Source organism: Tolypothrix bouteillei VB521301 (genome assembly GCF_000760695.4).
GTDB classification, from domain to species: Bacteria; Cyanobacteriota; Cyanobacteriia; order Cyanobacteriales; family Nostocaceae; genus Scytonema; species Scytonema bouteillei_A.
Genome location: NZ_JHEG04000001.1, coordinates 5,856,182 through 5,869,276, shown reverse-complemented (window position 1 = coordinate 5,869,276; position 13,095 = coordinate 5,856,182). Strand labels below are relative to the sequence as shown.

General features: G+C 42.0%; 11 protein-coding genes. 8 read left to right on the top strand and 3 right to left on the bottom strand.

What is annotated here, in order from left to right:
• Entirely contained in the window at positions 1–417 is a 417-nt protein-coding gene (locus HC643_RS23625; RefSeq protein WP_038078348.1) for a DoxX family protein, read from the top strand.
• 212 nt (positions 418–629) lie between these two features.
• Positions 630–1,202: a hypothetical protein gene (locus HC643_RS23620; RefSeq protein ID WP_038078346.1), complete on the top strand. Its 573-nt coding sequence runs from the start codon at positions 630–632 to the stop codon at positions 1,200–1,202.
• Positions 1,203–1,416: 214 nt separating this feature from the next.
• Here HC643_RS23620 and HC643_RS23615 read toward each other — a convergent pair whose 3' ends face one another.
• Complete coding sequence (locus HC643_RS23615) at positions 1,417–3,627, bottom strand: ankyrin repeat domain-containing protein (protein ID WP_050045233.1); 2,211 nt, start codon at positions 3,625–3,627, stop codon at positions 1,417–1,419.
• A gap of 273 nt (positions 3,628–3,900) precedes the next feature.
• Here HC643_RS23615 and HC643_RS23610 point away from each other — a divergent pair, with 273 nt between their 5' ends.
• From HC643_RS23610 to HC643_RS23595, 4 genes are all read left to right on the top strand, one after another.
• Positions 3,901–4,191 carry a hypothetical protein gene (locus HC643_RS23610; RefSeq protein WP_167844741.1) on the top strand — a complete coding sequence of 97 codons (291 nt, stop codon included), beginning with the start codon at positions 3,901–3,903 and terminating at the stop codon, positions 4,189–4,191.
• Between the two features lie 228 nt (positions 4,192–4,419).
• Entirely contained in the window at positions 4,420–6,114 is a 1,695-nt protein-coding gene (locus HC643_RS23605) for a vWA domain-containing protein (protein ID WP_038078342.1), read from the top strand.
• 11 nt (positions 6,115–6,125) lie between these two features.
• Positions 6,126–7,412, top strand: coding sequence for a serine/threonine protein kinase (locus tag HC643_RS23600; RefSeq protein ID WP_050045234.1), 1,287 nt, complete (start codon positions 6,126–6,128; stop codon positions 7,410–7,412).
• Between the two features lie 267 nt (positions 7,413–7,679).
• Entirely contained in the window at positions 7,680–8,804 is a 1,125-nt protein-coding gene (locus HC643_RS23595; RefSeq protein ID WP_038078340.1) for an RNA-guided endonuclease InsQ/TnpB family protein, read from the top strand.
• Positions 8,805–8,823: 19 nt separating this feature from the next.
• On the opposite strand, the gene HC643_RS23590 is transcribed toward HC643_RS23595, so the two are convergent.
• On the bottom strand, positions 8,824–8,997 hold the full coding sequence (locus HC643_RS23590) for a hypothetical protein (protein WP_202048648.1): 174 nt from the start codon (positions 8,995–8,997) through the stop codon (positions 8,824–8,826).
• A gap of 41 nt (positions 8,998–9,038) precedes the next feature.
• Between HC643_RS23590 and HC643_RS23585 the strand changes: the two genes are divergently transcribed.
• Both HC643_RS23585 and HC643_RS23580 read left to right on the top strand, forming a co-directional pair.
• A complete protein-coding gene (locus HC643_RS23585; protein ID WP_038078337.1) occupies positions 9,039–9,692 on the top strand; it encodes a response regulator in 654 nt (217 codons plus the stop codon).
• Between the two features lie 281 nt (positions 9,693–9,973).
• Positions 9,974–11,266: an ATP-binding protein gene (locus HC643_RS23580; RefSeq protein ID WP_050045235.1), complete on the top strand. Its 1,293-nt coding sequence runs from the start codon at positions 9,974–9,976 to the stop codon at positions 11,264–11,266.
• Between the two features lie 72 nt (positions 11,267–11,338).
• Here the strand turns inward: HC643_RS23580 and HC643_RS23575 are convergent, their stop codons facing one another.
• Entirely contained in the window at positions 11,339–13,075 is a 1,737-nt protein-coding gene (locus HC643_RS23575; RefSeq protein ID WP_050045236.1) for a sulfatase-like hydrolase/transferase, read from the bottom strand.
• Positions 13,076–13,095: the final 20 nt, after the last annotated feature.

The following is a 13,095-nucleotide window of genomic DNA, read 5'->3' as shown; positions in this document are numbered from 1 at the left end:
ATGTATTCTGCATCTTCATATCGACTCAAAGAAATTCTCCGTGGTTTTTTAGCAGTGTCTATCATTATCGTTGGGATTACCCATTTTATTAAGCCAGACCAATACGCCCGGATTGTACCGCCACTATTTCCACCTTTGGCATCCGTCTACATTAGCGGTTTTTTTGAGATTCTTGGTGGTATTGGCTTAATGATTCCGTCTGTCAGTGTAGCCGCAGCTTGGGGGCTGATTGCTCTGTTCATTGGCGTATTTCCTGCTAACATCTACATGACTTTGCACAACATTAAGGTGGAAGGAATTCCTCAAAGTCAATTACTTTATATAATAAGACTACCGTTTCAGGCAGTTCTGATTGCTTGGGCGTACTGGTACACCCATAACCCGCAAACACAACTAGGCGCATCGGACAATCGATAAGGGACTTTGAACTTGCTTGTGAATGTAGGCTGAAGTCCTTTAGGGCTCAGTAATGTTAAGTTTTTGGAGTTCAGGTAAAGAATCTATCAATTGGCGATCGCTACCCCCTGCTGTTCAGAATTCACTTTAGTTCTTCTCAATCTGGCATTTCATGCTAACTTTCATCCTTATTATGGGAATACTGTAAGTATTGTGACTGCAAGGTATCCCTCGTGTTCGACGATCTATTCAACCATTTGAAAGAATTTATCGGTTCAAAAATTCAAGAAGTTGGTAGTGAGTTAGAAAAACGCTTTGATGTCCCCGAGCCTACAGGATCGTTTGTGCTTATTCGTCAATTTACCTTTGGTGATTCAACAATCTCAAAAGGAGGTATTGCGATGCTGGGAGACTACTGGCAAATAGAAGCCTACGAAGATAGCGATCGACGCCTGATAACCACTACAGAACCTCTACGAAATGTCATTTTGTTTGAAGTTGCCGAACCCAACGTTCAAGAATGCGTGCTTGCCTGCCGATTTCATGCGAAAGCACTCAATACAGAAAAACCAATCAATGTGAGTTTGGGTACGCGCAGGCAAGGACAGTGGGGCACGACAACAAGCCTGCTGTCTAAAGGGATTTCACCTACCGAAGATTTTGAGTCTTATGAAGTCCGTGCCTATTTTAAGAAAGAAACAAATTCTGCCAAAGTTCAAATCAGCGTGCAATTTGAGAGTAGTGGTGTTCTTCAGATTAGAGACATTGAACTGCTGCAAGCGCCAACCCGAGCGCAATCCCAATAATGAATTGGGAGCTAAACTCAGCTAATTGTCACTAGTAGTTCACCACATAAGTTTTAATGGGTAAAACGATGTTCAAGCTCATCCTCTTTTTCTCTTCCTCTGCGCCCTCTGCGCCTCTGCGGTTTTTCAATCAACCCTCAAATTCAATGTGGTGAACCACTAGTACAGCTTGGCGGAAGTAAATATACCATTAGGATTGAGAGAAAAGCTTCAGTTATAAGCGTTTGCGCCTTCTGCCTTCATGTACTAGCGATCTCAAGAAAGCAATTACCTCCGCGTGTCCTTTGCCTTGATGACCTTCTTGCAAAGCTATTTCAGCGTATTCTAGGGCAGTATAACCCTCCCCATCATGACATCGTGCGTGCAGATCGGCACCTGCTTGTAGGAACAACCTTACAATTTCGGAATGTCCTTCATGGGCGGCACGTGCTAGGGGAGTCAAACCACTCTTTACACCAAGATTCACATTTGCACCAGCTTGAATCAACAACTCGATAATCTCTCGATGACCTTTATAAGCTGCGTTACCTAAAGCTGCTCCGTGAAAATGATTGACATTGACACCAGTGTTAATTAATTCTCGAACTCTTTGTACATCTCCGTCTTCAGAGGCTTTTATAAGTGCAATTTCTGCCATTCCCTCTTCAGAAGCACCAGCCTGTCTCAACATTGGTGCTATCCGAAATTCACGACCGTGTAACTCAACTTTCATTAATAACGTATTCCCATCATCATCTCTGGCATTAACATCTGCACCTAAATCAATGAGTGTTTTAACACATTCTATATAACCAAAAGCACCGAATGCGGCACACATTAAAGCTGTTTGACCGTTATCACCTTTGAGATTAACATCTGCTCCCGCTTGCACCAGTAACTTTATTACTTCCACTCGATTACTAGCAAAAAAGCTCTCTGCTGCCATCATTAACGCTGTTTTCCCTTCACCCAATCCATCGTCACTATCACTGAGAATGTTCGGCTCTGCACCTGCGTTAAGTAATGCTTCGATAACTGGAATATGACCGTAACTAGCTGCATACATGAGTGCCGTACAACCATTAGAACCAATTGCATTAACATCTATACCTTGAGCAATGGCTTTTTGTACTTTTTTTAAGTTACCGTACATTGCGTTTGTAATAAATTTTTCAACTGCTTTATTTTTCTTTCGTGCTTTTCTTTTAAGAGTTGCTTGAATTTGCTTATCACCTGTTTTATCGGCGCGTTTCTTAATATCATCATTTACTAATGGGTACAAGAAATCATAAACATTACGATGTCCACCAGCCGCCGCACGTAGCAGGGGTGTCTCTCCCTGTCCCCAAGCGTTGACATCAGCACCAGATGCTACCAATAACTTTACTGTTTCAAGATGACCGGAGTAAGCAGCATCCATCAATGGTGTAATGCCATCTCCATCACAGGCATTAACATTCGCACCTGCTTCAATCAGTACGCGTAAAACTTCTGTTTGTCCCTTAAGAGCCGCTTCAAAAATAGGTGGATATTCAAATCCCCGGTTGACGTTTGTGCCTGCGGCAATTAACTCACGCACGATCTCAACATAACCTTTCCTTGCTGCAACAACTAACGGCGGTGTCTCGTGCCAAAGTGTAGGGTCAGGCGCTGCACCCTGACTTAACAAAGCTTTGACGGCTTCCACATCTCCACTTATGACTGCAGCCATGAGAGGCGTTTTTGCTTCTTCCTCAAATTCTTCATCTTCGTCGTACTGTTCATCTTCATGGCTGTCATCTTCATCGCTGAAAATATTCTCAGTATCAGATGAGTTCATCATTCCCAATGCGTTTACCAGTGTCAGCATCATGTTCATAGGGTCGTTCTCCTGACGCTGTAAAGACTCGTCAATGAGAACGGCTACAGCTAATAAATCTGTAAAAATTGGCTGCCGATCGCCATGACACGAAGCAAAGTCTCTGGTGTGAGCGAGGTGATAGTCTACAAGTTCTACAATATCGAGTTCGGGATGCGATCGCCTAAAGAGTTTTTGCCCTCCATTGTCAGTGACTTGCAATTTCACCGTCGTGGTTGTCAAAATTGCATCATCAGCAAAGTAAGTCACAATATCAACACCTGCAAACTCCGTTCTAGTTCTCATAACTGAAGCAACAAGACAGCTATCTTCTGAAACGTAAACGTAAGTCGTGACTTCATTCAAGTGCGACAGTATGAGCTTTCCCAATAAGCGAAACTCCAAGCCTCGTATTTTGCCATCAACTTCATGAATTTTCGCTAATTCATCCACAGGCAAGTCTGTTAAATCGGTTGAAAAGTAATTTCCTTGGGCACCCGCGTACAAAATGGGAATAGGGAGATCGGTATATGAGTCGCAATTTCCAGCAAGTCTTGCCGCTTCTATCACAGATGTAAGACTATGTAGAATTGGATCGTTTGCGTTCATAGTGTGCTCCAAGGATTGGGTTTTCACAATTGTGTTCTTTCTTCTCAGTCACTATGCTTATAATTCCCAGGAAACTCTATTTTGCAAACAAATAGAACAAACTACACCAAAAAACTGTTAGGTCAGGGGGATGTATGATACAAGGATGGCTCAAAAGTATAAGTAGTGCGCTAGTTGAGTAACTGCAAAGGCTGAATATGTGGAACAAACTCAAACATCTTGTATTTCTTTATTTAAAAAACGATGAATCAGAGATACTTGAAAGCTTCGTAAGTGATGAAATCGAGCCCTATATTTAGATCTATTACAATTTCTACAAAGCAAGCACGCGATGTTTATACGACTCGTGCGGGAGCGGCAGCATTACGAGCAACTAAGAAGATTAGGGGATTTGACAAGCTATTGGAAGAACTGGATATATTGCAAGATAGTACGCTGTCTATTCATTTGGTATCAAAATCTGAGTTCGAGTTAATGGTCTTTAAAAAATCTGATATCAAGTTACTTGTATTTACAAATGTTGATATTACTAAAATTTTAGGTGTACTCATCATTCAAAAATGATACCAACAAGACCGGACAGGGATGATAAAAAACCTTACCCAATCTTTATAAATATGAATTTTCTGTAGCAATCCTATTAAATTGATATCGATCGCTGTTTACCGATGCTGTTGAACGTTACATTTTCCGTAACCGACTGCTAAAAACCCGTATAGGAATAGTAGAACTAGGAAAACTTCTCGATCCCTACTTCCTCACCTCTACATATCCTCACTTCTAACATAACTTATGAATCACCCGCATCGGCCACTTGCTGTTTTTGGAATTGCTGTTTTGTTGGGGAATCTGGTTGCTTGCAGTCAACCTCAAACTACCATGATGTCAAAGTCAGCACCTGTAGAAAATCAATTAGCAAAAGAACCTTACAAGCAATCTTCAACGCAACCACTTCAACCTGCGGCGCAACCGAAAAACTCAACACCCCGTCTCTTACCAGCATCTCCTGTGGCAAACACGGGAACACCGTTGTTGAGCCAGACGTCAACGATTCAGCCGAGCGATCGCGATGAAAATCTCAGTCGCGAGGGATATAAGCACAATGAAGACAATCAGTTCCAGAGTGTCAGTGTCAATCCTCTTTCCACTTTCTCCATTGATGTAGACGCTGCCTCATATAGCAATATCCGGCGCTTCATCAACCAGGGTCAGCTGCCGCCATCCGATGCAGTCCGCCTTGAAGAAATGATTAACTATTTTTCTTATGATTATCCCCAACCCGATGACGACAAACCCTTTTCTGTTACAACAGAAGTCTCCTATGCGCCTTGGAATCCCAAACACAAACTTGTCCAAATTGCTTTGCAATCTAAAAAGATTTCTACAGAAAATTTGCCTGCTAACAATCTTGTCTTTTTGTTAGATGTTTCTGGTTCAATGGAAGACCCAAATAAATTACCACTGCTGAAGTCAGCATTGCGTTTGTTAGTAAACGAGTTACGAGATTCCGATAAAGTCGCAATAGTTGTCTATGCTGGTAATGCGGGTTTGGTTTTACCACCCACACCGGGTTCTCAAAAAGATAAAATCTTCGATGCCATAGAACAATTAGCTGCAGGTGGTTCAACAGCAGGTGGGGAAGGAATTCAACTCGCTTATAAAATTGCGAGGGATAATTTTATAAAATCGGGTAACAATCGCGTTATTTTAGCAACAGATGGTGATTTTAATGTTGGTGTGACGAGTGATGAGGAATTAGTCAGTCTGATTGAAAAAGAACGAGAAAAAGGGATTTTCTTAACGGTTCTTGGATTTGGAACGGGTAACTTACAAGATGCCAAAATGGAACAACTCGCTGATAAAGGAAACGGTAATTACGCTTATATCGATAATTTACTTGAAGCGAAGAAAGTTCTTGTTAAAGAAATGGGAGCAACCCTTTTGACAATTGCCAAAGATGTCAAAATTCAAGTCGAGTTTAATCCAACAAAAGTCCAAGGCTATCGTCTGATTGGCTATGAAAATCGATTGCTGGCAAACCAAGACTTTAATGACGATAAAAAAGATGCAGGTGAGTTGGGTGCGGGACATTCTGTGACAGCACTTTATGAAATTATCCCGACTGGAGTAGAAAGTGATGTAACCCTACCAAAGGTAGATTCTTTAAAATATCAGCAAAAAAGTTTATCAAATCAGGATGAAATCATGCAGGTGAAGCTACGCTACAAACAACCCCAAGCGTCTGCTTCTCAACTCCTGACTTATCCTGTTGTTGACCGAGGTGTTAAGTTGAATGAAGCCACAACAAACTTAAAGTTTGCCTCAGCTGTTGCTGGATTTGGCATGGTTTTAAGAAATTCACGCTATAAAGGAACTGCTACTTTTGATGGTGTTTTGCAACTAGCGCGTCAGTCTCAAGGAGCTGACTTGGATGGTTATCGTGCTGAGTTTATCCGCTTGGTTGAAAAAAGTAAGGCTTTGAAATAACTGTAAATCCTATGAACGAAATCCCCAACCACTCAATAAATTCTCATACCAATCGCTTTCCCGATTTTTCCCAACAAGGTTATTTAGTAGAACAAGAGTTAGGATTCAATTTGAATGGCGGGCGAGTGACCTACAAAGCAGTCTGTCTCCAAACTCAGCAAAAAGTTGTTATCAAACAATTTCAATTTGCTAAGGTGGGTTCGAGCTGGTCGGGATATGAAGCTTTGCAACAAGAAATAGCCCTGTTGCAGCAATTGAAGCATCCCCGGATTCCCAAGTATCTTGCAACGTTTGAAACCGATTGTGGTTTTTGCTTGGTACAAGAATATAAAGATGCTCGTTCTTTAGCAGAACCAAGGAATTTTACACTTGAGAGTATTCAACTTATTGCGATCGCTATTCTAGAAGTTCTCGTTTACTTACAACAACAAGTCCCTCCCATTATTCATCGCGATATCAAACCGGAAAATATTCTAGTAGACGATCGCCTCAATGTTTATTTGGTAGATTTTGGGTTAGCGAGAATTGGCAGTGAAGACTTAGCGGCTAGCAGTACTGTCAAAGGTACGTTAGGATTTATGCCACCAGAAGTGCTTTTTGGTCGTTCGCTAACTCTCGCTTCTGACTTATACAGCCTTGGAGTCACTCTTATTTGCTTGCTGACACAAACAAAATCCGCTCAGGTTGGGAACCTAATTGATGATACTTTTCGCGTTAATCTCAACTCAGTTGTTCCCCAAGTTGATGCACGGTTAGTTTGTTGGTTGGAAAAGATGGTCGCACCATCACCACAAGATCGCTTCCCCAATGCTAATGCTGCTTTGTGTCTTCTCAAATCCATAAATTCCATTGACACCGTACAAACTCGTGCGGGCTTCAATCCAATTAAAGTTGCTTTGGAAGGCTTTAGTTTATTGAGTGCGATCGCAATCCTTTCTTTTAGTTATAAAAATACTGTAGAACCTGTTGCAATTCATCCAGAAATAGTGAATATCCCTACGATTGAGAATCCAAGCGAGATCGTACAATTGCGGAACTTCCGAGAGTGTAGAGCCTGCAACTTGAGAGGAGCAGATTTGCGAGGAATGGATTTAAGAAGTACTGAACTTAGAAATGCCGATTTGAGGGGTGCGGATTTAAGGGGTGCCGATTTGAGGGGCGCTTATCTAGTAGGTGCAGATTTAACTGCAGCTAGGCTTGAGGGTGCTAATTTGGCAAGTGCAGATCTGACAGGTGCAACTATGCCCAATGGCTTGGCATGGGAAGTATGGGAGGAGCTACCGCACTCTAAATTTTAAACCGAGCGCGATCGCACTCATTCTCTACTTAACAATCAAGTGCGATCGCATATTGTTCTTGCTCGAAGTAAATATTACCAAGGACTTGCGCTTCTAGCACGGCTTTTCTTGGTTTTTAAACTTCTGATAAGTTCTCTGAGTACGTCTGACTTTGTTCTCCCTACAGAAGCGCAATACTCGAAGAGTATTAGAAGTTCATATTCTTCCAACCTGAAATCTAAACGTTTCTTCATAATATTGTACGGATTATTAGTGTACAATATTAGCATGAAAACACTAAAGTTTAAATTGTACGAACACAAGCGGAATAGATACCTCAAGCGAATGATTAACGCTTCAGGGGGAATCTACAACCATTGCATTGCTTTGCATCGTCGTTACTACCGAATGTGGGGCAAGCACTTGAGTTGTGCAAAACTTCAGTCTCATATCGCCAAATTGCGGAAACGCAACCCATTTTGGCAGATGGTAGGCTCTCAAGCAGTACAAGATATTTGTCAGCGCATTGAGAAAGCGTACCAGTTATTCTTCAAGCACAGCTTGAAGGGAGTTAGTCCACCAGGATTTAAAAAGGTCAAAAAGTACAAATCATTCACTCTTAAACAAGCGGGATACAAGTTTCTTGGTGGCAATAGGATCAAGATGGGAAATCGAGTTTATCAATTTTGGAATAAGCGAGAAATCGAGGGAACGGTTAAAACATTAACCATCAAACGGACGCCATTAGGTGAGTTGTTTATGGTCGTTGTGGTTGACAGTGTAGCTAGTCCGCAGATTCAATTCGAGACGGGTAAAATCGCTGGATTTGATTTTGGACTTAAGACATTCCTCAGTTGCTCGGACGGTACAAAAATTGAGTCTCCCCAATTTTTGAAACAGTCTTTAAGCGCCATTAAGAAAGCGAGTAGGCAGCACTCCAAAAAGGTAAAAGGTTCGTCCAATCGAGAGCGAGCAAGAAAGAATTTAGTACACAAGTATGAGGATGTTTCCAATCGTCGCCGTGACTGGTTCTGGAAGTTGGCACACGACCTAACTAATAGGTTTGATGTGTTGTGTTTTGAGACGCTTAACCTCAAAGGAATGCAACGTCTTTGGGGACGCAAAATATCAGACTTAGCTTTTGGAGAGTTTCTACAAATTCTAGAGTGGGTTGCCAAAAAGAAAGGCAATTCTGTCATATTTATAGACCGATGGTATCCGAGCAGTAAGACTTGTTCTTGTTGCGGGCACGTTCTAGAAAACTTAGATTTGTCAGTCAGAGAATGGCGTTGCCCGAGCTGCGAGTCAATAAACGGAAGGGATGAAAACGCCGCTAAAAATATTTGTACAGTTGGGGCATCAACTGTTGGGTTAGACGACGTCAGACGGGCTATGTCCGCAGTTGTTGCTTGAGCCTAGAATCCGCGCACTTTTAGGGCGCGGAGTATGTCAACCAAACTATGTCTTCCCCAGCTCCTAAGGCATCATCAAACGCTACGGCAAAATTAATAGCTGCTCGATTGCATAGAGCTTGATTCATCTCAATCACATAGTTAATATGTTGACTAATGCTGATTGCCTGTACCCTGAGTAACAAGCATTGCATAGCACACACTCCTTTTTTAGCAAATTAAGATCTTAAGTTCGATGAATATTCAAAAACCAAGGATTTTAATTATTGATGACCATCGCTTGCTGCTGAATGGAACAATTAGTTTGGTAAGCGAGCGTTATCCCGATGCACTGGTATTATCAGCACAGACTGTAGAGTCAGCCCTTGAAGAGGTTGCCGAGCATTCGCCTGACTTGGTAATTGCGGATTTATCCATACCACAAACAGCAGAAACAACGGCGCAAATAGAAAATGGATTGGGGTTGCTGTCACAATTAATGAAGAATTATCCCCATCTCAACCTAATGGTGCAAAGCAGTAATATCAAAGCCTTAATTCGCTTGATGCCAGAAATTGATGCCCATCAGGGAGGATTTACAATAGTGGATAAAAGTTCGAGCGTAGAAACCTTTTTAACCCGGATGGATTGGTCAATCCAGGGACTGACCCACACTAAAGATATTCAAGGGGATTTGGAGGTCAAACCAGAGTGGTTGGAGGTACTGCGACTTGCGTTTGAAGAAGGATTGCAAGATAAAGCAATCGCGAGCGCTATGTATAAATCCGAACGCATGATTCGCCATTACTGGTCAAAAATTCAAGATGCATTAGAAATTTATCCAGAGGAAGGAAAAAATATTCGGGCATTGACCCAAATTCGTGCGCGTGAAAAAGGGTTAATTGACTGAGTGAACTACCCACACTGACCCGGAGTACCGGGTAAAGTGTTGGCTTCCAACTTCACGGAGGAATGCCGCATCTTAGGACTATTTTCAGTAAAAGCCCTCCAGAAAATAATTGGCGACTCCTCATACACCTTTGTCCTTGAAGCCTGCGGCTTACATGAGCGAGAAAGATGCAATCGTCGTCGCCCGCCTTATATCCCGCCACTGATTTGGAGTACCAAATGAGCGTGGGGGACTTACGGCGTATAAGTTAAATAATTGATGGTGTTAAATGTGCTTTATCTATGATATTAGATTCTCATAATACACTTAAGCGTCGAATTGCTCTGGGTATTTTGAGTTTGATGACTGTTGGTGGAACTATTTCCACGATTATTCATCGGCTTAACCCCCATCATGAGACCATTTATTTGATAGTACCTCCCCTGTTTGCAATTACATCCTTAATATTGCTAATTTGTCTTTATACAAAACCGCAAACCTTACAACAGGTAATATATCTAGGTTTATTTCAGGCTGTAATTCTTGTGGTGTTCCCCTCTTGGTTCGTCACCATTAAAGCGTTTACCTCAAAGACTATCCTTGTGGAAACTTTGCCCCCCAGTACCTCAGGATTATTCTTGTTGACTACGTGTATGCTGATAACTCTCCGTCCCCACCAATTGCTGAGGGCAATTATACTTACCTGGTTGGCGATCGCATCTCCCATTTTGACCTACTTAATCCTCAACCCAGTAGAATTACGCAGTCCACGAGGACTAGATTTACTCATCTCTCTGGGTCCAGTTATGGGAGTACAAAGTATTGTAATTTTATTGCATACTCGCCTCCAGTCTATGATAGAACACTTGTATGCGGAGCGTCTTCAATATTATGCTCAAATCATCGAACGGCAAAGTATTCGCCAAAAGGCGATGGAACAAGCCTTTACTCAAATTCATAATGGTCCATTGCAAACCTTGGCACTCCTCCAGAGAGATATCCAACAAAAGCAGATAGCTTCAGAAGAACTTTTACAGCGCTTACATGACCTCAACATGGAGATTCGGGCAGTAGGACGCAGCCTAACAGATGAAAATGATACTGATAACAAACCATTGTTGGTGCCAACAGTCCCGGAATTAGTAACCTCTGAAGACATCCTCCGCTTGGGGGAAGGAACGAGTATCGACCTCAATCTTCCCCTGCATAATTTATTACACGAAGTCTATTCACATACTCTCAAGCGCAATCTACCTTACTTTCAAACGATAAAAGTCAAAGTACGGAATTTTGCACCCATTAATCAACCGAACCTCACTCTAGAAATGAAACGCGATTTGTGTTTGTGGTTAGAGGAAGCTCTATGTAATGTAGGTAAACATGCCCAAGGTGTAACTCGAATTATCGCAACAGGAGAACAACAACAGGATAAATACATTCTTAGGGTACAGGATAATGGCTCTGGGTTAAAACCCGGACAGCAACAGGGAACAAAGCACAGCTACTTATTAGCGAAAAGGTTGGGGGGAGAATTTCGTCGGGAGTGCTTACCCAAAGGTGGTGTATTGTGTGAGCTTTCTTGGTTTGTGGGATGATTGCCCAAAAGTGTAATACCCAATGGAATTTTTTGACAGGTGCCAAATCAAACAACCTCAGGAAGCGTAAAGCTACAAATTAGCAATTGCAGTATTTAAAGCCTCGAGATGTTCATCTGTTTTACCCAGCTTGCTTTTTGATTGAGTTGTTTGAGAAGCAAAGGACAAATAGTCTTTTAATGCTTGCTGTTGTATGGCTTGCAGTTCTGGCGAAGTTAGAGGTTTACGCAACTCATTGGGAATAGCATCATTAAACAGATTGCTAACAAGTTCTTTGTACAATTTGGGTTGACTGTTGCTGACGTTATCTAATTCCTGCTGTCCTCTAACTGTACTATAGTTGTAAAGCTCTATTTCCATACCTTTGGTTTCAATATCTATCGTGCCAGAACGCCAGAAGTTATAAGCTCCTAGTTTCGCTTTGTCCGTGCGATATCCAATAATATGATTTGGGGTCTTGCCTAAAACGAGCAGTTCTCCTACCAACTCTAATATCAGTTCATCTGTAGTGTGAAGAATATAGGAGCGCCCTGATGCATAGGGTTGGCGCAGGATTTGGGCAATGTCCAAGCGTGTACTTAAATGCTTGAATGCTGATTGGCGACGCCATTGATTATCTCCACTAGCCAAAGTCAGTAACAGTGGGACAATATCTACACTAGAACACAGTTGTGTCCGTTCTGTTCCTGGGGTAGAAACCCACTGTTTAGTTGGATCTTTAATATAGAGAGGAACATTAATTGATTCTTCATAGACAGCAGCGCTCTTACCGCGCAACCCGTGAGAACCGCCATATTCGCCGTGGTCTGAGGTAAACACGATGATGGTATTTTTGGCATAGGGGGAGTTTTCTAAAATATCAAGTGCTTTGCCAATTTGAGTGTCCACAAATTGTTGGAATAGTAGATATGAATCCAACATTTTCAGCCAAGGTTCCCCAAAGTTCGGTGGTACAAAGCCAGCTCCTATGTTTGTTGCTCGGCGAAATGCTTCTTGCAACCGGGGCTTTTTCCTTAACTCGATGGGGTTCTCAAAGTTAGGAATCTTGTCTTTGAAAATACTTGGCGGGTTATTTTCTTCTGGTATCTGCTTTGTACCACGGGGATACCAAGAAATGTCATGGGGATTTATTAAGCTGATGGTTGTACACCAAGGAGTATTTTTAGCATCGTTGGAATTGAGCCACTGAGCAAACTGTTCGGTGGCTTGAATTCCTTGAGGAGGTTTACCACCGTTGACAATATAAGAGTCTACTGCTAAACCTTCGCCAGGATTACCATTGGGAGAAGGATAAGTTCCTCCACTAAATCCGTAGGGTTCGAGGGAGTTTGTAGTGGATAAATGCCATTTCCCGAACCACCATGTACTGTAACCAAAGTTGTCTCGCAACAGTTTTCCCCAAGTCGGAAAACCAGGGTTAAGACTTGGTGCCGGTGCCTTAATTAGTAAGCCATTTTTACCACTACCATCGTTCAAATGTGTATCCATTACATAGGTTTGATGGGAGTATAAACCAGTTACCAATGTACCGCGAGCCGCAGTACAGGCTGTTGCTGCTGTATAGTACCGCGTGAAGCTAACAGAACTTTTTCGTAATTTAGCCATGTAGGGTAGAAGACTGTCGAGAGTCGCTTGTGCTGGAAACCATTTTGGGGTTCGTAGTTGGTCTACAACAATTACAAGGATATTCGGCTTTTTATACTCAGATGTTTGTGTAATTGCTGATGCGTTAGATTTAACTAGAAGTTGAGACCCAATTAGTGCAGCACCTGTTAAACCAGTTGTTGATAGAAATGTCCGTCTTTTCATAATCTTGATTTAATTTTACG

Bases quoted from the DNA above. Each gene is read 5' to 3' on its own strand.
- HC643_RS23590 (WP_202048648.1), bottom strand. From the start codon at position 8,997: ATGCAATGCTTGTTACTCAGGGTACAGGCAATCAGCATTAGTCAACAT.
- HC643_RS23580 (WP_050045235.1), top strand. From the start codon at position 9,974: ATGATATTAGATTCTCATAATACACTTAAGCGTCGAATTGCTCTGGGT.
- HC643_RS23605 (WP_038078342.1), top strand. From the start codon at position 4,420: ATGAATCACCCGCATCGGCCACTTGCTGTTTTTGGAATTGCTGTTTTG.
- HC643_RS23600 (WP_050045234.1), top strand. From the start codon at position 6,126: ATGAACGAAATCCCCAACCACTCAATAAATTCTCATACCAATCGCTTT.
- HC643_RS23585 (WP_038078337.1), top strand. From the start codon at position 9,039: ATGAATATTCAAAAACCAAGGATTTTAATTATTGATGACCATCGCTTG.
- HC643_RS23625 (WP_038078348.1), top strand. From the start codon at position 1: ATGTATTCTGCATCTTCATATCGACTCAAAGAAATTCTCCGTGGTTTT.
- HC643_RS23575 (WP_050045236.1), bottom strand. From the start codon at position 13,075: ATGAAAAGACGGACATTTCTATCAACAACTGGTTTAACAGGTGCTGCA.
- HC643_RS23595 (WP_038078340.1), top strand. From the start codon at position 7,680: ATGAAAACACTAAAGTTTAAATTGTACGAACACAAGCGGAATAGATAC.
- HC643_RS23615 (WP_050045233.1), bottom strand. From the start codon at position 3,627: ATGAACGCAAACGATCCAATTCTACATAGTCTTACATCTGTGATAGAA.